Here is a 19,259-nt window from a genome sequence, read left to right as displayed (position 1 = left end):
CCCAGTGGACGTCACCACCCTCGCCGAGGTCACCGGTAACCTCAACTCCGTCGGCTACGGCCTCGCCGCGGTCGGCCCGGGCATCGGTCTCGGCATCCTCATCGGCAAGACCATCGAGGGCATCGCGCGCCAGCCCGAGGTCGCCGGCCAGCTCCGCGCCACCATGTTCCTCGGTGTCGCGTTCGTCGAGCTGCTCGCGCTCCTGGGTCTGGTCGCCGGCTTCCTCTTCCCGGCCGCGGGCTGATGACGGCGGTGCGGAGCGCCGCCCCGGTCGTGGTGGCGGCGGAGGAGACGGAGGTCTCGGGCCTCGACCTGTTCCTGCCCGCCGGGTACGACCTGCTCTGGTCGGCGGTCATCACCCTCGTCATCGCGTTCGTCTTCTACCGCTACGTCCTGCCCCGCTTCAACGCGGTGCTGGACGAGCGGACCGCGAAGATCGAGGGCGGCCTGGCGAAGGCGGAGCAGGCCCAGCAGGAGGCCGCGGCGGCGCTGGCGGAGTACCACCAGCAACTCGCGGACGCTCGTGCCGAGGCCGCGCAGACCCGTGAGGAGGCCCGCGCCGAGGGTGCGGCCATCGTCGCGGAGATGCGGGCGAAGGCCCAGGAGGACGCCCAGCGGATCGTCGAGACGGCCAAGCGGCAGATCGAGGCGGAGCGTCAGGCCGCGGCCGTGTCGCTGCGCGCCGAGGTCGGCGTCCTGGCGACCGAGCTGGCGTCGAAGATCGTCGGCGAGTCGCTGCAGGACCAGGCCCGCCAGTCGCGCGTGGTCGACCGCTTCCTCGACGAGCTCGAGGCGACGGTCACGCAGCCCGTCGGCGCCAAGGAGAACTGATGCGGGGAACGAGCGGAGCATCGCTGGCGGCAGCCCAGGAGCGTTTCGAGCCGGTGCTGCAGGCCGCGGGCACGGACGCGCTGACCCTCGGCGAGCAGCTGTTCGCCGTCGTGGACGCGCTCGACGAGTCCGGCGCGCTGCGTCGCTCGCTCGCGGACCCGTCCCGTGACGGCGAGGACAAGGCGCGTCTCGTGTCGGCCGTGCTGGCCGGCGGGTTCGACGAGCGGGTCGTGGACCTCGTCTCGGGCCTCGCACGCTCGCGGTGGTCGAGCGATGGGGACCTGGTCGACGCCGTCGAGCGGCTCGGTGTGGACGCGTCGCTCGCGTCGGCCGAGGCGCGCGGCGCGCTCGAGGCGGTCGAGGACGAGCTGTTCCGGCTCACGCGGGTCCTCGTGGGCCAGCGCGAGGCGCGGCAGGCCCTCTCCGACCCGACGGCGAGCCGCGAGCGGCGCGCGGCGCTGGTCGACGCGCTCGTCGGCGACAAGGTCGACCCGGTCACGCACGCGCTCGCGCGTCGTGCCACGACGGCGCTCCGCGGGCGCCGGTTCGTGCCGACCCTCATCTGGTACGGCGACGTCGCGGCCGAACGGCGCAAGCGGGTCGTCGCGTCGGTGACCAGCGGGACCGTCCTCACCGCCGACCAGGAGCGGCGCCTCGGCGCGGTCCTGGAGCGCGCCTACGGCCGTCCCGTCCAGCTCAACGTGACCGTCGACCCGTCCGTCATCGGCGGGCTGCGGATCCAGGTCGGCGCCGACGTCGTCGACTCCACCGTGCTGTCCCGCCTGGCCGACGCCCGTCGGCGGTTGGCCGGCTGAACCCCGAACAGGCCCAGCCGGCCCCCGGTCGGCAACCAGAACGTGAGGCCGCGACTGCGCGGCCACGACAGGAGTAGAGCAATGGCTGAGCTGACGATCCGGCCGGAGGAGATCCGGGCCGCTCTGGACAGCTTCGTGAAGTCGTACGAGCCCGCGGGCGTGGTGAGCGAGGAGGTCGGTCGTGTCACCCTGGCCGCCGACGGCATCGCCAACGTCGAGGGCCTCCCGGGCGCCATGGCCAACGAGCTGCTGCGCTTCGAGGACGGCACGCTCGGCCTCGCCCTGAACCTGGACGTGCGCCAGATCGGCGTCGTCGTCCTCGGTGAGTTCACCGGTATCGAGGAGGGTCAGGAGGTCCGCCGCACCGGCGAGGTCCTCTCGGTCCCCGTCGGCGAGGGCTACCTCGGCCGCGTGGTCGACCCGCTGGGCAACCCGATCGACGGCCTCGGCGAGATCGCGACCGAGGGCCGCCGCGCCCTCGAGCTGCAGGCGCCCGGCGTCATGCAGCGCAAGTCGGTCCACGAGCCGCTGCAGACCGGCATCAAGGCGATCGACTCGATGATCCCGATCGGCCGCGGTCAGCGTCAGCTGATCATCGGCGACCGCCAGACCGGCAAGACGGCGATCGCGATCGACACGATCATCAACCAGAAGGCCAACTGGGAGTCGGGCGACCCGAAGAAGCAGGTCCGCTGCATCTACGTCGCCGTCGGCCAGAAGGGCTCGACGATCGCGGCGGTGCGCGGCGCCCTCGAGGAGGCCGGCGCGCTCGAATACACGACGATCGTCGCCGCCCCGGCGTCCGACCCGGCGGGCTTCAAGTACCTCGCCCCGTACACCGGCTCGGCCATCGGCCAGCACTGGATGTACGACGGCAAGCACGTCCTGATCATCTTCGACGACCTGTCGAAGCAGGCCGAGGCCTACCGTGCCGTGTCGCTGCTGCTGCGCCGCCCGCCGGGCCGCGAGGCCTACCCGGGCGACGTCTTCTACCTGCACTCCCGCCTGCTCGAGCGCTGCGCGAAGCTCTCCGACGAGCTGGGTGCCGGCTCGATGACCGGCCTGCCGATGATCGAGACCAAGGCGAACGACGTGTCGGCGTACATCCCGACGAACGTCATCTCCATCACGGACGGCCAGATCTTCCTCCAGTCCGACCTGTTCAACGCCGACCAGCGCCCCGCGGTCGACGTCGGCATCTCCGTCTCGCGAGTCGGCGGTGACGCGCAGGTCAAGGCGATGAAGAAGGTCTCCGGCACGCTCAAGCTCGAGCTCGCGCAGTACCGCTCGCTCGAGGCGTTCGCGATGTTCGCGTCCGACCTCGACGCGGCGTCGCGCGGCCAGCTGGCCCGCGGTGCGGTGCTCATGGAGCTGCTCAAGCAGCCCCAGTACACGCCGTACCCGGTCGAGGAGCAGGTCGCGTCCATCTGGGCCGGCACGAAGGGCAAGCTCGACGACGTCCCGGTCGAGGACGTCAAGCGCTTCGAGGCCGAGCTCCTGGACCACCTGCGCCGCAACACCGACGTCCTGACGACGATCGCGGAGACCGGCAAGCTCGAGGACGACACCGAGCAGGCGCTCGCCGCGGCCGTCGACGACTTCCGCAAGGGCTTCGTCAAGAGCGGCGGTGCCCCGCTCGTCGGTGGCGCGGTCGAGGGCGAGGCGGACGTCGAGCAGGAGCAGCTCGTCGTGCAGAAGAAGGCCTGATCGTATGGCCGGAGGATCCCAGCGCGTCTACAAGCAGCGGATCAAGTCGACGCAGTCGCTGAAGAAGATGTTCCGCGCGCAGGAGCTGATCGCGGCGTCCCGCATCGGCAAGGCGCGGGCGCGCACGGCGGCGGCCACCCCGTACGAGCGGGCGATCACGCGTGCGGTGTCGGCCGTGGCGACGCACTCGTCGACGAACCATCCGCTGACGAGCGAGCGCGACGACACCAACCGCGTGGCGGTGCTGGTCATCGGCGCCGACCGCGGCCAGGCGGGCGCGTACTCGGCGTCGCTGGTCCGCGAGACCGAGAAGCTCGTCGCGCAGCTGCGCGCCGAGGGCAAGGAGGTCAGCCTCTACGCCACCGGTCGCCGGGCGATCGCGTTCTACCGCTACCGCAAGCGCGAGCTCGCGGCCGAGTGGTCGTACGGGTCGGAGAACCCGCAGGTCGACGTCGCGACCGAGGTCGCCGACACGATGCTGGGCGCGTTCCTCGCCCCGGCGGAGGAGGGCGGCGTCGCCGAGCTGCACGTCGTGTACACGCAGTTCGTCAACATGGTGACGCAGCGCCCGCGGGTCGTGCGGATGCTGCCGCTCGAGGTCGTGGAGGGCGTGGCCGTCCCCGGCGAGCACCAGGCCCTGCCGCTGTACGACTTCGAGCCCTCCCCGGAGGTCGTGCTCGACGCCCTGCTCCCGCGCTACGTGCGCAGCCGCATCTTCGCGTTCATGCTCGACGCCGCGGCGTCCGAGCTGGCTGCCCGCCAGCGCGCGATGCACACGGCGACCGACAACGCCGAGGACCTGATCCGCACCTACACGCGCCTGGCCAACCAGGCCCGCCAGGCGGACATCACCCAGGAGATCAGCGAGATCGTCTCGGGTGCCGACGCCCTCGCGGCATCGTGACCCGCACGACCGCGACGTCAGAACTGACACCCGGAACGAACCTTTCGAAGCGAGGCAAGCAATGACCGCCACCACCGTGGAAGCACCACACGGCGCGGCCCCGACCGAGCCGGGAACTGGCCGTGTCGCGCGCGTGATCGGCCCCGTCGTCGACATCGAGTTCCCCGAGGACGCGATCCCCGACATCTACAACGCCCTCACGGTCGACATCGACCTGTCGAGCCAGGGCGAGAGCGAGAAGGTCTTCACCCTGACCCTCGAGGTCGCGCAGCACCTGGGCGACTCGCTGGTCCGCGCCATCGCGCTCAAGCCGACCGACGGCCTCGTGCGCGGCGCCCTCGTCACCGACACCGGCGCGCCCATCAGCGTGCCCGTCGGCGACATCACCAAGGGCCACGTGTTCAACGTGACCGGTGAGGTCCTCAACCTCAAGGACGGCGAGCGCTTCGAGGTCACCGAGCGCTGGCCGATCCACCGCAAGCCCCCGTCGTTCGACCAGCTCGAGTCGAAGACCCAGATGTTCGAGACGGGCATCAAGGTCATCGACCTGCTCACCCCGTACGTGCAGGGTGGCAAGATCGGCCTCTTCGGTGGTGCGGGCGTCGGCAAGACGGTCCTCATCCAGGAGATGATCCAGCGCGTCGCCCAGGACCACGGCGGTGTGTCCGTGTTCGCGGGCGTCGGCGAGCGCACGCGTGAGGGCAACGACCTCATCCACGAGATGGAGGAGGCCGGCGTCTTCGACAAGACGGCGCTCGTCTTCGGCCAGATGGACGAGCCGCCGGGCACGCGTCTGCGCGTCGCCCTGTCCGCCCTGACGATGGCGGAGTACTTCCGCGACGTGCAGAAGCAGGACGTGCTGCTGTTCATCGACAACATCTTCCGCTTCACGCAGGCGGGCTCCGAGGTGTCGACCCTGCTCGGCCGCATGCCGTCCGCGGTGGGCTACCAGCCGAACCTCGCGGACGAGATGGGCATCCTGCAGGAGCGCATCACCTCGACGCGCGGTCACTCGATCACCTCGCTGCAGGCGATCTACGTGCCGGCCGACGACTACACCGACCCGGCGCCGGCGACGACGTTCGCCCACCTCGACGCGACCACGGAGCTCTCCCGCGAGATCGCCTCGAAGGGTCTGTACCCCGCGGTGGACCCGCTGGCCTCGACGTCGCGCATCCTCGACCCGCGCTACGTGGGCCAGGAGCACTACGACGTCGCGACGCAGGTCAAGTCGATCCTGCAGCGCAACAAGGAGCTCCAGGACATCATCGCGATCCTCGGTGTCGACGAGCTCTCGGAGGAGGACAAGACGGTCGTCGCGCGTGCGCGCCGCATCCAGCAGTTCCTCTCGCAGAACACCTACATGGCCGAGAAGTTCACGGGCGTGCCGGGTTCGACGGTGCCGCTGAGCGAGACCATCGAGGCGTTCAAGAAGATCGCCGAGGGCGAGTTCGACCACGTCGCCGAGCAGGCCTTCTACAACATCGGTGGCCTCGAGGACCTCGAGCGCAACTGGGCCCGCATCCAGAAGGAGTACGGGGCCTGACGTCCCCGTCCCGCCCTCCTCGCGTCGTCCCGCCGACGGACCAGCGTCCGTCGGCGGGACGACGCGGTGAGGACCGAACCCCCAGGAGGAGCTCGACATGGCAGAGCTGAACGTCGACCTCGTCGCGGCCGACCGCAAGGTCTGGTCGGGCGCGGCGCGCGAGGTGAGCGCCCCGTCCGTCGAGGGTCAGATCGGCATCCTCGCCGGCCACACGCCGCTCCTCGCGGTGCTGCGCCCGGGGACCGTCAAGGTCTCGGACGCGCAGGGCGTCGCCGTCGAGGCACACGTCACCGGCGGCTTCGTGTCCGTCGACGACGACCTCGTGACCATCGTGGTCGACGAGATCTCCGAGAACGCCGGCTCGTCCGCGCTGGCCTGAGGACCTCACGGTGCCGTTCGTCGCCTGGGCCGGGATCGCGGTCCTCGTCGTCCTGGCGCTGATCGTCGCGACCGGTGCGTCGCGGCTGCGGACGCTGTCGCGCCGGGTGGGCTCGTTCCCGTGCTCCGCCCGCCCGGCCGGCAACCCCCAGGCGGCGTGGTCGCTCGGCATCGCGCACTACGCGGTCGGGCGCATCGAGTGGTGGCGGTGCTGGTCGCTGTCGCCGCGCCCGACGCGCACCTGGCTGCGCGAGGAGCTGAGCATCACCGGCCGGGTCCCGCTGGACCAGGCGGGCCAGCCGGACGAGTACCTGGTCCGATGTCGGTACGACGGCACCGACTTCGAGCTCACGATGTCGTCGGGCGCGTACGCGGGCCTGGCGTCGTGGCTCGAGGCCGCGCCGCCCGGTCGTCGCGACCTCGTCGTCTGACCCTCGCCCGCGCGTCGTCGCGCCGTCGTCCGCGTACCCGCCCCGTCCAAGGAGGACCGTGCGACTCGTCGTCGCCCGCTGCTCGGCCCGGTACACGGGCCGGCTCACCGCCCACCTGCCGCTCGCGACGCGGCTGCTCGTCGTCAAGGCCGACGGCAGCGTGCTGCTCCACTCGGACGGCGGCTCGTACAAGCCGCTGAACTGGATGAGCCCCCCGTGCGCCCTGGCGGTCGGGGAGCCCGACGCCGAGGCCCGCGAGCGCGGCGTCACGCAGGTGTGGACGGTCCAGCACCAGAAATCCGACGACCGCCTCGAGATCGAGCTGCACGAGGTCCAGCACGACTCGAGCCACGACCTCGGCGTCGACCCGGGTCTCGTCAAGGACGGCGTCGAGGCCCACCTGCAGGAGCTGCTCGCCGCGCAGATCGAGCTCCTCGGCGTCGGCCACTCGCTCGTGCGACGCGAGTACATGACGGCGATCGGCCCGGTCGACATCCTCGCCAAGGACGCCGACGGTGGCACGGTCGCGGTCGAGATCAAGCGGCGCGGCGACATCGACGGAGTCGAGCAGCTCACCCGGTATCTCGACCTGCTCAACCGCGACCCGTTGCTCGCCCCGGTCCGGGGCGTGTTCGCCGCCCAGGAGATCAAGCCGCAGGCGCGGGTGCTCGCGACCGACCGCGGCATCGACTGCCTGGTCCTCGACTACGACGCGATGCGCGGCGTCGACGACGTCGAGTCCCGCCTGTTCTGAACGGGTGCCGCCCGGCCGCGGCGCGTGCGGCAGGATGTGGCGCATGACCGGACCTGACGTCGTGCTGCGCGGCCGCGTGGCGACCCCCGACACGCTGCTCGACGACGGCGCGGTCGTCGTGCGCGGCGACCGGATCGCCTGGGTGGGCCCGGTGGCACACGCCGCGGCGGCCGGGTTCCCCGCCGTCGCCGGCGAGCCCCGGCCGGCGCCGGGCACCACGCTGCTGCCGGGCCTGGTCGACCTGCACAACCACGGCGGCGGGGGAGCGGGCTTCCCGGACGTCGCCACGCGCGACGAGGCGATGGTCGCCGTGCTCGAGCACCGCCGGCACGGGACGACGACGCTGCTCGCCTCCCTCGTCTCGGCCGACCGCGCGACGCTCCTCGAGCGCGCCGAGCTGCTCGCCGGCCTCGCGGACGACGGCGAGATCGCCGGGATCCACGCCGAGGGGCCCTTCCTGTCGCACGCGCGCCGCGGCGCCCACAGCCCCGCGGCGCTCGTCCCCGGCGACGCCGGGCTCGTGCGCGAGCTCGCCGCCGCGGCCCGGGGGCACCTGCGGACCATGACGGTCGCCCCCGAGGTCGAGGGCGTCGCCGGACCGGGCGGCGCCGCGGAGGCGCTCGTCGAGGCGGGCGCGATCCCGTCGCTCGGCCACACCGACGGCACGACCGAGCAGGCCGAGGAGCTCGTCGCCGAGGTGGTCGCGGGCCTGCGCGCCGCGGCCGGACCGAGCGCCCCGCCACGCGAGATGACCGCGACCCACCTGTTCAACGGCATGCGGCCGCTGCACCACCGGCAGCCCGGCCCGATCGCCGCCTGCCTGGCCGCCGCGGCCCGGGGCGAGATGGTCGTCGAGCTCATCGCCGACGACGTCCACCTCGCGCTCGCCACCGTGCGCAGCGTCGTGCGCACGCTCGGCGCCGACCGCGTCGCGCTCGTGACCGACGCCATGGCCGCGGCGGGCATGGCCGACGGCGCGTACGAGCTGGGGCCGATGGCCGTCACCGTGCGCGACGGCGTCGCGCGCGCGACGGACCCCGACCACCCCGAGGGCGGCGCGATCGCCGGCGGCACCGCCCACCTCGTCGACGTCGTGCGCGCCACCGTCGCGGCCGGGATCACGCTCGTCGACGCGGTCCGCTCGGCGTCGTGGGTGCCCGCGCGCGTGCTCGGGCTCGACGACGTCGGCGGCCTCGTCGCGGGGCGGCGCGCCGACGTCGTCGTCACCGACCGTGACCTGCGCGTGCAGCGCGTGCTGCGGGCGGGCGCCGGCGTCTGAGCCCGACCCGGGGTTCAGCCGCTCGCCGTGACGAAGCGCAGCTCGGCGAGCCGCACGCCGATCGGCAGGTCGACGCGAAGGTCGACCACGCCGTCGGGCACCTCCACGAGGTCCGTGCGGACCGGCCGCCAGTCGTACCTCGCGTCGTGCCCGCCCGCGGCGTGCGCCCGGACGGGTGCGGAGAGAGGGCGCCACGCGCCGCCGTCGTCGCCGGTCGCCCGCCAGACGACGGTGATCCGCCCGTGGACGGGGCGCTCGCAGGCCACGAGCAGCTCGAGCGCCTCGACGCCGGCGAGGTCGAGGCCGTCGTAGCGCGCCCAGCCCGTGGTGGAGCCGGCCGCGACGTCCAGCGCCGCGCCGCGCTCTCGGGTCCGGTCGCCCGGCACGACTCCGTGCGCCGCGTGGGACGCGTGCGCCGGAACGACGGTCCCTGCGGCCCGCCGAGCGGGTGCCGGCGGGCCGGCGACGCGCAGAGCAGCCCGCACGGGGAGGTCCGCGGACGACGGGCCGGCCGCCACGACGTACTCGCCCGGCTGGACCCGTAGCGCTCCGGCGTGCAACCAGTCGTCAGGCCCCGGCTCGGCCGCGCGTGCGGCGGGGTCCCACACCGCGAGCCGCGCGACGTCGAACGACAGCCGCACCTCGCGGCGCTCGCCCGGCTCCAGGCGCACACGCTCGAACGCGACGAGCAGCCGGCGAGCGGGCGGCAGCGGAAGGTCCTGCGGCGCGAGCGCGTAGACCTGCACGAGCTCCTCCGCGGGCCGGGGCCCGCTGTTGCGCACCGTCACGGTGACGTCCACCCGGCTCGCCGTGCCGGAGTCCCCGAGGGCGGGGTGCCGGTGCGTCGGCGCGGGCGCGTCGACGCTCGCCGGGTTCGCGACGACCGCCTCGTACTCGACCGTCGTGTACGTGAGGCCGTGGCCGAACGCGAACGCCGCCTCCGCGGTCGCGTGCCGGTAGGTTGCGCCCTGCGCCGCGACGTCGTAGTCGAGCAAATCCCCCGCGTCCTCGGCGCGTGCGGGCCACGACTGGGCCAGGCGTCCGGTCGGTTCGGCGTCGCCGACCAGCACGTCGACGAGCCCGTGACCGAGCTCCTGGCCGCCGTGGCTCGTCCAGACGACGGCCCCCGCGTCGGCGAGCTCGGGCCCGAGCACGTACGGGTAGCTCGAGACGACGGCCAGGACGCTGCGGTCGCAGGCGTCGCGGGCCGCGCGCCAGACCTCGACCGCCGCCTGGGGCACGTCGAGATGCGGCCGGTCCTCGGTCTCGCGGCCGGACAGGTGCGGGTCGTTCCCGACCGTGACGACCACGACGTCCGCCCGTGCGGCGGCGTCCGCCACCGCCGGCAGGCCGGCGCGCACGGTGCGCCACACGAGGCGCTCGGCGTCGTCGGCGGTCAGGGCGTCGGCCACGAGCGACCCGGAGCCGTGCTGGACACGCAGCCAGCGGCCGCTCCCGACGTGCTGGAGCGACCACGTGCCGTCGGCGTGCTGATGCCTGCGGAAGCTCTCCTGCACGACCCATCCGCCCACCCGGTCGGCCTCGGCCCGCACGATCCAGCCGGCGCCCGTGAGCAGACGCCCGGTCAGGCACGAGCGCAGCGTGAGCAGGCCGTCGCCCCAGTCGGTCACCTCGAGGTGGGTGGCCGGGCTCGCCGTCGGCTCGGACGCGGCGACGACGGCTCCCGCCTCGCCGGCGTCGGACACCGCGAGGTAGGCGTGGGCGCTCGTCGACCGCAGCGCCACCGTGTCGGCGCCCGTGACGACCTCGACGTGCGCGTCGCCCAGGCGCTCGGCCAGCGCCGTGCCGACGCCCACCGCGTACGGCGGGGTCCCCGAGTACCAGTCGGTCAGCATGCGGTCCGCGAGCGGTCCGACGACGGCGACGCGCGTGGGCGCCGAGAGCGGCAGGACGCCGTCGTTGCGCAGCACGACGACCGAGCGCGCGACGGCCTCGCGGGCGAGCGCCCGGTGGGCCGGCAGGTCGATCGCGTCGGGCCCGATGCCGCGGTAGGGGTCGGCGTCCCCGTCGAGCTCCCCGGTCCGCAGGCGCAGCTCGAGCAGGCGCAGCACCGCCCGGTCGACGTCGTCCTGGGTGAGCAGCCCGCGCGCGAGGGCCCCGGTGAGGCGTGCCGTCGTCGGGCCGGCGTCCGCGTCGTTGTCGGTGAACGAGTCGACGCCGGCGCGCAGCGCGGCGGCGTGCGACGTCGCGTGGTCGGGGAAGTAGCGCTCGCCGACCACGAGGTTGGTGGGCGCGGCGGCGTCCGACACGACCGCGATCGAGCCGGGTGCCCAGGACCGGAGCTCGTCGAGCAGCTCGCGAGCCACGTGGTTGGGCCGACCGTCCACCAGGTTGTAGGACGGCATGACCGCACCGACGACCCCCGCCTCCACGGGGCCTCGGTACGCGGGCAGCTCGAACTCGTGGAGCGTCCGCAGCGAGAGGTTGGAGCTCGTGACGGCGCGGTCGGTCTCGTTGCCGTACGCGAGGTAGTGCTTGAGCGTCGGCACGGTCTTCCACACCCGCGGGTGGTCGCCGCGCAGCCCGTGCGCGTAGGCGCCGGCGAGCCGGGCGGTGAGGTGCGGGTCCTCGGACCAGCCCTCCTCGGTCCGCCCCCAGGCCGGGTGGCGCAGCGGGTTGACGACCGGTGCCCAGACGTTGAGGCTGACCGTGGGGTCGGCGGCGTGCTTCGCCCGCACCTCGGTCGCGACCGCGTCCCCGACGCGCCGCAGGAGTTCGACGTCCCACGTCGCGGCGAGGCCGACGGGCTGCGGGAAGACGGTCGCCGTGCCGAGCCACGCGACGCCGTGGAGCGCCTCGGTGCCCGTGCGGAACGACGCCAGGCCCAGGCGCTCGACCGCGGGCGCCGCCTGGTGCAGCATCGCGAGCCGTTCCTCGGGGCTCAGCCGAGCGAGAAGATGCTCGGCCCGACGGCGCAGCGGTGCGTCGGGGCCGAGGTCGGTCACGTCGTCGTGCACCTCGAGGGACACGGTGCTCCTCTCGTGGGCCTGGCGGCCCGTGTCCGTGACGGATGTATGGTCGAAACGGTTCGACGGCGCCCGCGCGAGCGTCACCGTTGCCGCGAGACGATACGGCAGGGTGGCCATGCTGAAAAGTGCTTGCGGCTGCTGGGATGGATCTGCTCCAGGGTGTTGCCAGGACCAGGAGTTCGTGACTACGCTCCGACGTCGAAGCGCTTCGACAGCCTCGCTGCCTGGAGCGGCGATGCTCACGGCACGTCGACGTGCCGTGACGACACGAAGGAGTGAAGAGATGAAGACGCAGTCGTCCGGATCTCCGGCGGTGACCCGCCGTCCGATCGACCGCCGGAGCTTCCTCGGGCTCATGGGACTCGGCGCGGCCGCGATCGGGATGCCGTCCGTGCTGGCCTCGTGCAGCAGCAACGGCGCGGTGGGGGCCGCGGGCGGCGGCGGCGCCGTCAGCCAGGGCGTCCTGCCCAACTACGTGCCGATCGAGTACGTCGCCCCCGACTTCCCGAGCGTGAACGGCTCGACCGCCGGCTACGCGAAGATTCCCGCCGAGCTCGTCAGGGCGTTCTCCAGCCCGCCCGGGTCGGGCGGACGCTACACGGCGATGACGCCGCTGTGGGGCACGATCCCGCCGACGCAGGGCAACCAGTACTACGAGGCGGTCAGCTCGGCGCTCGGCACGACGATCGAGTTCCAGATCTCCGACGGCAACACCTACGGCGACAAGCTCGCGGCGGTGCTCGCCTCGGCCAAGGACGTGCCGGACTGGGTCTGCATCCCGTCGTGGAACGTGCCGCCCCGCTTCGGCCAGGCGGTGGAGTCGCTGTTCGAGGACCTCACGCCGTACCTCGCGGGCGACAAGATCGAGAAGTACAAGAACCTCGCGAACATCCCGACGGACGCGTGGCGGTTCTGCGTCTTCAACGACAAGCTCTACGGGCTGCCGTTCCCGGGCGAGGTCATCACGGACGCGATCTTCTACCGGGCCGACATCTTCGCCGAGCTCGGCATCACGGAGCAGCCGCGGAGCGCGGCCGAGCTGCTGGACCTGGCCAGGGAGATCACCGACCCGTCGGCGCAGCGCTGGGGCACCGACGACCTGTGGACCGCCGCGACGATGATGTTCGCGGTCCCGCCGAAGTGGAAGGTCGACGACGCCGGGAAGCTCGTGCACCGCGTCGAGACCGAGGAGTACCGGGCGGCTCTCGAGTGGCAGGCCCAGCTGTTCGCCTCGGGCGCCGTGCACCCCGACGCCGTCGCGGACAACGCCGCCGACGCCAAGCAGCGCTTCGAGTCGGGCCAGACCCTCATCGCCAACGACGGCGTCGGCGGCTGGCACGAGGCGCTCGGTCGCCAGCTCGGCAGCAACCCCGACTACGACCAGCAGCCGTTCGAGCCGATCGCGCACGACGGCGGCACGCCGCGGCTCTTCAAGGGCAACCCGGCCAACATCTTCTCCTTCATCAAGAAGAACGAGGACAAGGCCAAGATCGAGGAGATGCTCGCCGTCGCGGACTTCCTCGCGTCGCCGTTCGGCACCGAGGAGTACCAGCTGATCAACTTCGGCGTCGAGGGCGTCCACTACGAGCTCGACGCCGACAACCTCCCCGTCGCGACCGAGCTCGCGGCGACCGAGCTCCAGCCGACGTACATCTTCCTCGTGGACCCGCCCGTCGTGAACTCGAAGGTGCAGTACCCCGGCTTCGTCGAGGACTTCTGCACCTGGATGGCCGACGCCGCCCAGTACCTCGAGGAGCCCGTCTTCTACGGCATGCAGATCACCGAGCCGAGCCAGTTCGCCTCGCTCGCGACGCCGTTCCCCGACCTCGAGAAGGACATCGCGCGCGGGCGCAAGTCCATGGCCGACCTCGACGAGGCCGTCGAGACGTGGCGCTCGTCGGGCGGCGAGGAGCTCCGCGCCTTCTACCAGGACATCCTGGACCAGCAGTGACGCCGAGCACGACGCAGCGCGTCCGCGAGCGCGGGGTCCCGGCGTCGGCCGCGCCCTCGGAGGCCCCCGCGGCCGCCGAGGGCGCGGGCCCGGGCGCCGCCGTCCCGACGCGCAGGGTGTCCTGGAGGGTCCGGTTCAAGCGCGACCGGTCGCTCATCCTCATGACGCTGCCGGCGGTCCTGCTGCTCGCCGTCTTCGCGTACGTGCCGATGCTCGGCAACGTCGTGGCGTGGCAGGACTACTCGCCGTACGTGGGGATCGCGAACAGCCCGTTCGTCGGCTGGTGGAACTTCGAACGGCTGTTCGCCAACCCCACGTTCTGGCACGCGGTCGGGAACACGCTGCTCATCACCGGGTTCCAGCTCGTGTTCTTCTTCCCGGTGCCGATCGCGATGGCGCTGCTGCTCAACAGCGTCATGACCCCGCGCATCCGGACGGCGATCCAGTCCGTCGTCTACCTGCCCCACTTCTTCTCGTGGGTCATCGTCGTGACGATCTTCCAGCAGATGTTCGGCGGGGCCGGCTTCGTGGCGCAGCGGCTGTCCGAGCACGGGTACTCGGGCTTCGACCTCATGACGAACCCGGACACGTTCCTGCTGCTCATCACCGCCCAGTCGGTCTGGAAGGACGCCGGCTGGGGCATGATCATCTTCCTCGCGGCACTGTCGACGGTGGACCCGGCGCTCTACGAGGCGTCGGTCATGGACGGCGCGAGCAAGTGGCGGCGCACCTGGCACATCACTCTCCCGGCGCTGCGCCCCACGATCATCCTCCTGCTCATCCTGCGCCTCGGCGACGCGCTCACCGTCGGCTTCGAGCAGCTCATCCTGCAGCGGGGCGCCGTCGGCGCGCAGGCGGCCGAGGTGATCGACACGTACGTCTACTACCAGGGCGTCATCAACGGCGACTGGTCCTTCGCGGCGGCCGCCGGGCTGCTCAAGGGCGTGGTCTCGCTGCTGCTCGTCCTCGGTGCCAACAAGCTCGCCCACATGTTCGGCGAGGCGGGGGTGTACAAGCGCGCATGACTCAACCGACCATGACCTCAGGATCCCCGGGCGGCGTCCTCGCGCCGTCGGGCACGACGACGCGGCGGCCCTCCCTGCGGCGCCGGTCCAAGCACCGGCCGACGTGGGACGAGAGTCCCGGACCGATCGGCTTCACCGCGAAGGCGGTGGTGCTGACGTTCATCGTCCTCGCCGTCGCCTTCCCGCTCTACACCATCGTGCTGACCAGCCTGTCGACCCAGGCGGACATCACACGGTCGGGCGGGCTCGTCACCGTCCCGGGCGAGCTCACGCTCGCCGCGTACCAGCAGATCCTCGGCGGCGGCATCGTTACGCGGGCCGCGCTCGTGTCGGTCGGCGTCACGACCGTCGGCACGCTGCTGTCGACCACGGTGTCGCTGCTCGCGGCGTACGGCCTGAGCCGGCCCGGCTCGTTCGGGCACCGCCCGCTGCTGTTCGTCCTGCTCATCACGATGTTCTTCGGGGCAGGGATGATCCCCACCTACCTGCTCGTGTCGGCGCTCGGCCTCATCGACTCGTACTGGGCGCTCATCCTCCCCACGGCGGTGTCGGCGTTCAACGTGCTCATCCTGCGGTCGTTCTTCATGGGGATCGACCCGGCGATCACCGACGCCGCGCGCATCGACGGCGCGGGGGACTGGCGGATCCTCTTCCGGATCGTCGCCCCGATGTCGAAGGCCGCGATCGCCGTCGTCGCCCTGTTCTACGGCGTCGGGTACTGGAACGCGTTCTTCAACGCGATGCTCTACATCAACGACAACGCCAAGTGGCCGCTGCAGCTCGTCCTGCGCTCGTACGTGCTGCAGGGCGTCACCCTGCCCGGCTCGGGCGTCGGCCAGGTTGACGTCGCGACCGGAGCCGTGACCGGTCTGCCCGTGAAGATGGCGGTCATGGTGCTGGCGGTCGTGCCGATCCTCCTCGTCTACCCGTTCGTCCAGCGCCACTTCACCAAGGGCGTCATCTTCGGGGCGATCAAGGGCTGACGTGGGCCTCGTGCACGGCGGTGCTGTCCCGCTCCGTCAGCACCGGGGCGAGCAGCCGCGTCTCGGCGGGCTGCTCGCCCCGCAGGCGGGAGAGGACCATCTCGACCGCGACGCCGCCGATGACCTCCGCCGGGATGTCGATACTCGTGAGCGGCTGCGACTGGGCGAGAGCGACGTCCGTGGGGCACACCGCGACGAGCGAGACGTCGTCGGGTACCGCCCGGCCCCGCTCGGCCAGGTGCGCGAGGACGTGGGGGAGTGCGCGCTCGTTGTGCACGAGCAGTCCTGTCGTGCCCGGCGCCCGGTCCAGCACCGCGTCGACCGCGTGCCGTGCGCCGGCCGGCGTCGGCTCGCACGGCTCGATCTCGCCGCGCAGCCCGTGCTCCGCGCACGCCTCGCGGAAGCCCCGGACCACCCGGTCGGCGTAGGAGGTGTGCCGGGCCATCACCTCCGGCGGCGACCCGACGAGCGCGACGTCGGTGTGGCCGGTCCGCGCGAGGTGCGTGGCGCCGAGGCGGCCGACGGCCTCGAAGTCGAGGTCGACGCAGCTCAGGCCCGCGGGCTCGCGGGGCAGGCCGATGAGCACGGTCGGCTGACGGAGCGCGCGGAGCGTCGGGATGCGCGGGTCGTCGGCCTCGACGTCCATGACGACGATCGCGTCGACCATCGAGCCGGCGGCGACGCGCTCGAGGCCCCCGGTGTCGTCCTGGGTGAGGAGCAGCACGTCGTGGTCGAACTCGCGCGCCCGCGTCACGACCCCCGTCACGAACTGCATGATGACCGCGACGTCCACGCCGGAGCGCAGCGGTGCGACGAGGCCGATGACGTTGGTCCGGCTCGATGCGAGCGCGCGGGCCCCGGCGTGCGGACGGTACCCCAGCTCGGCGATCGCGTGCTCGACGCGCCGGCGCGTGGGAGCGGAGATCGACCGCTTCCCCGACAGGACGTACGACACGGTCGACGCGGAGACGCCCGCCGCGCGTGCGACGTCCTCGATCGTGGCCATCTCTCAGCTCCTCGCGACGGGTCCGGCGACACGCGCGTCCCCGGTTGTGGGTTCGAAGGTCACCGTAGCGCCGCGCGGCACGCGCAGGGCTGTCCCCGCGGGCGGGCCGCCCGGGACGCGGACCACGACGGCGGCATCCCGCTCCCGCGGGCCGTGGACGCGGACGCGCTCGGCGCGACCGGCGCGCCACACGAGATCGACGCGGAGCCCGCCGCGAGCGCGCAGGCCCGTGACCCGGCCGTCGGGCCACGCGTCCGGCAGCGCGGGAAGGACGTCGAGGGCCGGCGTGCCGTCGACCGACCGGTGCGACTGGAGCAGCATCTCGGCGATCCCGGCCGTCAGGCCGCAGTTGCCGTCCACCTGGAACGGCGGGTGCGCGCTGAACAGGTTGGGGTAGAGACCTCCGCGGTGCTCGCCGCCGTGGCGGCCGTCGGCGGCCGGTCGCAGCGCCAGCAGCACCTGCTCGTGCGCCCTGCCCGCCCGGCCGAGGCGCGCCCACAGCGCGACGCGCCACGCGAGCGACCAGCCGGTCGACTCCGGGCCGCGCAGCTCGAGCGTCCTCTCCGCGGCGGCGGCGAGATCGGGCGTCGTCGCGGAGTCGAGCGTGCCGAGCGGGAACAGCCCCACCAGGTGCGACAGGTGCCGGTGCTCGGGCTCGGCCTCGGGGCGCTCACGGTCCCACTCGAGCAGCTCGCCGCGCGCACCGGCACGCGGGTGCGGCAGGGCTGCGGCCACCTCGACGAGACGGTCCACCCAGGCGTCGCGACGGCCGAGCACCTCGGCCGCCTCGCGGCACGCCTCGGCGAGCCACCGTACGAGCGCGACGTCCATCGTGACCGACGTCGTCACCGCGGCCGGTGCACCGTCGTCCGCCGTGAAGCGGTTCTCCGGAGAGGTCGAGGGGCTCGTCCACGCCCGGACGACGCGCCCGGAGTCGGCGTCCGTCTCGGTGCGGACCCAGCCCAGGGCGAACCGCGCCGCACCTTCGAGCACGGGCCACGCGACGTCGCGCAGGAAGGCGTCGCCGTCCGTGTCGGCGGCGAAGCGGTGGTGCTCGACGAGGTGCTGCGCGAGCCAGAGCCCGCCCATCGCCCAGGCGGCCCAGGACGCGTCGCCGTGCCCGGCGCCGACCGGCGCGGCGTGCGCCCACGCGTCCGAGTTGTGATGAGCGGTCCAGCCGTCGGTGCCGTAGAGCTCGCGCGCGACGACGCCGCCCGGCCCGGCGGCGATCCGGGCGACGAGGCGCAGCAGCGGTTCGTGGCACTCGGCCAGCCCCGTGACCTCGGCCGGCCAGTACGCCATCTGCGTGTTGATGTTGAGCGTGTAGGCGCTGCTCCAGGGACCGGGCAGCTCCGCGTTCCAGATGCCCTGGAGCGTCGCCGGCAGGCCGCCATCGCGCGACGACGCGGCGAGCAGGTAGCGCCCGTGGTGGAACGCGAGCGCGGCGAGGCCCGGGTCGGGCCGGTGCTGCGCCGCCGCGACGCGGACGTCGGTCGGCAGGCCGAGCGCCTCGGGCGGGGTGGGGAGCACGAGGCGGCAGCGGTCGTAGAGCCGGCGGTGGGCGGCGACGTGCGCCGCGCGCAGCTCGCGGGCGAGGGCGGTACGCGCACCATCGCCCGCCGGACCCGGCACGGCGACGGACCCCGCCTCACGGAGCATCGCGGCGACGCGGCTCGCGGCGGACCGGTCTGCGGGCACGTCGCCCGGCGGGTCGGTCGTGGCCGTGGCGACGGCGAGCACGTGGCACCGGGCGGTGGCGGTCCGCAGCACGTCCTGCTCGACGACGGCCTCCGGGTCGCCGAGCGCGGCGACCGCGACGACTCCCTGCCTGCCGTCCGGTGCGTACCGGACCGGGTCGTCGACCGGCTCGTGACCGGGCGCGACGTCGACGGGCAGGTCCAGCACCGCGTGCAGGCGCGCCCCGCCGTCCGCGGGTCCGGCGCCCCGGTCCGCGTCGGGGCGCACCTCGTCGGCCCGTCGCAGCAGGGAGCTCACGCGCACCTCGGCGCGCACAGGCCGCTCGGCACGGACGACGTGCACGAGCACGCCGCCGCGCGCGTCGGCCCACGTCTCCTGGACGACCCGGCCGGTCCCGGGCGACGTCCACGCGTGCGTGGCGACCGCGGTGCGCAGGTCGAGGTGCCGCCCGGCGAACGTCACGTCGTCCGTCGGCCCGTTCCCCTCGCCGGGGACCACGGACACCTCGAGCTCGGCCAGGGGGAGGTATGCCTGCACCCACGGCGTCTGGAGGTCCTGGAGCAGGCGTTCGGCGGTGCGCACGTCGCCCTCGTCGACCGCGCGACGCACCCGGTCGAGGTGCTCGGGCCCGCGTGCGCGCGTGCCGGCGAGCGGGTCGTCCGGGGGCGGGCCCGACCACGCGGTGACGTCGTTGAGCCACAGGCGCTCGCGGGCGGGCCGTCCGGCGCACATGGCGGCGCGGTGCCCGTTCCCGACCGGAAGCGCTTCGATCCATTTCGACGCGGGACGGTCGTACCGCAGCAGATGCAGCTCGTCCGGTGCGGCGGCGTCGTCCGCGCGGTCGAGATTGGCGAGATTGCGCGGCAAACCAGCCGTGCTGTGCTGCTCTGGGCGGCCGGAGGGCTGGTCGGGGGCGGAGGTGTGGCGACGCTGGACACCGGACATGATTCCAGGCTAGCGT

The 19,259-nt window shown here is 73.2% G+C and carries 16 protein-coding genes; 13 read left to right on the top strand and 3 right to left on the bottom strand.

Annotation, left to right across the window (positions count from 1 at the left end; translation table 11 throughout):
* The first annotated feature begins 4 nt into the window (after window positions 1-4).
* From ISOVA_RS11595 to ISOVA_RS11550, 10 genes are all read left to right on the top strand, one after another.
* Entirely contained in the window at window positions 5-244 is a 240-nt protein-coding gene (locus tag ISOVA_RS11595) for an ATP synthase F0 subunit C (RefSeq protein ID WP_013839415.1), read from the top strand.
* Window positions 244-831 (top strand): F0F1 ATP synthase subunit B, encoded by a 588-nt coding sequence (locus ISOVA_RS11590; RefSeq protein ID WP_013839414.1) that lies wholly within the window; start codon window positions 244-246, stop codon window positions 829-831. The genes ISOVA_RS11595 and ISOVA_RS11590 overlap by 1 nt, the downstream gene beginning before the upstream one ends.
* The gene (locus tag ISOVA_RS11585) at window positions 831-1,646 is read left to right on the top strand and encodes a F0F1 ATP synthase subunit delta (RefSeq protein WP_013839413.1); all 816 of its coding nucleotides are present in this window, start codon (window positions 831-833) and stop codon (window positions 1,644-1,646) included. Before ISOVA_RS11590 ends, ISOVA_RS11585 begins: the two co-directional genes overlap by 1 nt.
* An 81-nt stretch (window positions 1,647-1,727) precedes the next feature.
* Complete coding sequence (atpA, locus tag ISOVA_RS11580; protein ID WP_013839412.1) at window positions 1,728-3,353, top strand: F0F1 ATP synthase subunit alpha; 1,626 nt, start codon at window positions 1,728-1,730, stop codon at window positions 3,351-3,353.
* A gap of 4 nt (window positions 3,354-3,357) precedes the next feature.
* Window positions 3,358-4,257, top strand: coding sequence for a F0F1 ATP synthase subunit gamma (locus ISOVA_RS11575; protein WP_013839411.1), 900 nt, complete (start codon window positions 3,358-3,360; stop codon window positions 4,255-4,257).
* Window positions 4,258-4,318: 61 nt separating this feature from the next.
* The gene (gene atpD, locus ISOVA_RS11570; protein ID WP_013839410.1) at window positions 4,319-5,803 is read left to right on the top strand and encodes a F0F1 ATP synthase subunit beta; all 1,485 of its coding nucleotides are present in this window, start codon (window positions 4,319-4,321) and stop codon (window positions 5,801-5,803) included.
* 97 nt (window positions 5,804-5,900) lie between these two features.
* A complete protein-coding gene (locus ISOVA_RS11565) occupies window positions 5,901-6,182 on the top strand; it encodes a F0F1 ATP synthase subunit epsilon (protein WP_013839409.1) in 282 nt (93 codons plus the stop codon).
* Window positions 6,183-6,192: 10 nt separating this feature from the next.
* Window positions 6,193-6,612 carry a DUF2550 domain-containing protein gene (locus ISOVA_RS11560; RefSeq protein ID WP_013839408.1) on the top strand — a complete coding sequence of 140 codons (420 nt, stop codon included), beginning with the start codon at window positions 6,193-6,195 and terminating at the stop codon, window positions 6,610-6,612.
* A gap of 58 nt (window positions 6,613-6,670) precedes the next feature.
* Window positions 6,671-7,366, top strand: a complete 696-nt coding sequence (gene nucS / locus ISOVA_RS11555; RefSeq protein WP_013839407.1) for an endonuclease NucS — start codon at window positions 6,671-6,673, stop codon at window positions 7,364-7,366.
* Window positions 7,367-7,409: 43 nt separating this feature from the next.
* On the top strand, window positions 7,410-8,645 hold the full coding sequence (locus ISOVA_RS11550) for an N-acetylglucosamine-6-phosphate deacetylase (protein ID WP_013839406.1): 1,236 nt from the start codon (window positions 7,410-7,412) through the stop codon (window positions 8,643-8,645).
* 14 nt (window positions 8,646-8,659) lie between these two features.
* On the opposite strand, the gene ISOVA_RS11545 is transcribed toward ISOVA_RS11550, so the two are convergent.
* The gene (locus ISOVA_RS11545) at window positions 8,660-11,752 is read right to left on the bottom strand and encodes a glycoside hydrolase family 3 C-terminal domain-containing protein (RefSeq protein ID WP_013839405.1); all 3,093 of its coding nucleotides are present in this window, start codon (window positions 11,750-11,752) and stop codon (window positions 8,660-8,662) included.
* A gap of 166 nt (window positions 11,753-11,918) precedes the next feature.
* On the opposite strand from ISOVA_RS11545, the gene ISOVA_RS11540 reads away from it, so the two are divergent.
* The 3 genes from ISOVA_RS11540 to ISOVA_RS11530 are packed head-to-tail and all read left to right on the top strand — an operon-like array spanning window position 11,919 to window position 15,594.
* The gene (locus ISOVA_RS11540; RefSeq protein ID WP_013839404.1) at window positions 11,919-13,586 is read left to right on the top strand and encodes an extracellular solute-binding protein; all 1,668 of its coding nucleotides are present in this window, start codon (window positions 11,919-11,921) and stop codon (window positions 13,584-13,586) included.
* The gene (locus tag ISOVA_RS11535; RefSeq protein ID WP_013839403.1) at window positions 13,583-14,611 is read left to right on the top strand and encodes an ABC transporter permease; all 1,029 of its coding nucleotides are present in this window, start codon (window positions 13,583-13,585) and stop codon (window positions 14,609-14,611) included. The genes ISOVA_RS11540 and ISOVA_RS11535 overlap by 4 nt, the downstream gene beginning before the upstream one ends.
* Before the next feature lie 11 nt (window positions 14,612-14,622).
* Window positions 14,623-15,594: a carbohydrate ABC transporter permease gene (locus ISOVA_RS11530; protein ID WP_049788335.1), complete on the top strand. Its 972-nt coding sequence runs from the start codon at window positions 14,623-14,625 to the stop codon at window positions 15,592-15,594.
* Here ISOVA_RS11530 and ISOVA_RS11525 read toward each other — a convergent pair.
* On the bottom strand, window positions 15,584-16,600 hold the full coding sequence (locus tag ISOVA_RS11525) for a LacI family DNA-binding transcriptional regulator (protein ID WP_013839401.1): 1,017 nt from the start codon (window positions 16,598-16,600) through the stop codon (window positions 15,584-15,586). The genes ISOVA_RS11530 and ISOVA_RS11525 overlap by 11 nt on opposite strands.
* 3 nt (window positions 16,601-16,603) lie before the next feature.
* Entirely contained in the window at window positions 16,604-19,243 is a 2,640-nt protein-coding gene (locus tag ISOVA_RS11520) for a glycosyl hydrolase family 95 catalytic domain-containing protein (RefSeq protein ID WP_013839400.1), read from the bottom strand.
* Window positions 19,244-19,259: the final 16 nt, after the last annotated feature.

Origin of the sequence: Isoptericola variabilis 225 (assembly GCF_000215105.1) — a bacterium.
GTDB lineage: Bacteria > Actinomycetota > Actinomycetes > Actinomycetales > Cellulomonadaceae > Isoptericola > Isoptericola variabilis_A.
This window is presented reverse-complemented; position numbering and strand designations above follow the sequence as displayed.

What these genes read in the sequence shown, in the direction of transcription:
- ISOVA_RS11590 (WP_013839414.1), top strand. Translation starts at nt 244, where the DNA reads ATGACGGCGGTGCGGAGCGCCGCCCCGGTCGTGGTGGCGGCGGAGGAG.
- ISOVA_RS11585 (WP_013839413.1), top strand. Translation starts at nt 831, where the DNA reads ATGCGGGGAACGAGCGGAGCATCGCTGGCGGCAGCCCAGGAGCGTTTC.
- atpA (WP_013839412.1), top strand. Translation starts at nt 1,728, where the DNA reads ATGGCTGAGCTGACGATCCGGCCGGAGGAGATCCGGGCCGCTCTGGAC.
- ISOVA_RS11575 (WP_013839411.1), top strand. Translation starts at nt 3,358, where the DNA reads ATGGCCGGAGGATCCCAGCGCGTCTACAAGCAGCGGATCAAGTCGACG.
- atpD (WP_013839410.1), top strand. Translation starts at nt 4,319, where the DNA reads ATGACCGCCACCACCGTGGAAGCACCACACGGCGCGGCCCCGACCGAG.
- ISOVA_RS11565 (WP_013839409.1), top strand. Translation starts at nt 5,901, where the DNA reads ATGGCAGAGCTGAACGTCGACCTCGTCGCGGCCGACCGCAAGGTCTGG.
- ISOVA_RS11550 (WP_013839406.1), top strand. Translation starts at nt 7,410, where the DNA reads ATGACCGGACCTGACGTCGTGCTGCGCGGCCGCGTGGCGACCCCCGAC.
- ISOVA_RS11545 (WP_013839405.1), bottom strand. Translation starts at nt 11,752, where the DNA reads ATGGCCACCCTGCCGTATCGTCTCGCGGCAACGGTGACGCTCGCGCGG.
- ISOVA_RS11540 (WP_013839404.1), top strand. Translation starts at nt 11,919, where the DNA reads ATGAAGACGCAGTCGTCCGGATCTCCGGCGGTGACCCGCCGTCCGATC.
- ISOVA_RS11530 (WP_049788335.1), top strand. Translation starts at nt 14,623, where the DNA reads ATGACCTCAGGATCCCCGGGCGGCGTCCTCGCGCCGTCGGGCACGACG.
- ISOVA_RS11525 (WP_013839401.1), bottom strand. Translation starts at nt 16,600, where the DNA reads ATGGCCACGATCGAGGACGTCGCACGCGCGGCGGGCGTCTCCGCGTCG.
- ISOVA_RS11520 (WP_013839400.1), bottom strand. Translation starts at nt 19,243, where the DNA reads ATGTCCGGTGTCCAGCGTCGCCACACCTCCGCCCCCGACCAGCCCTCC.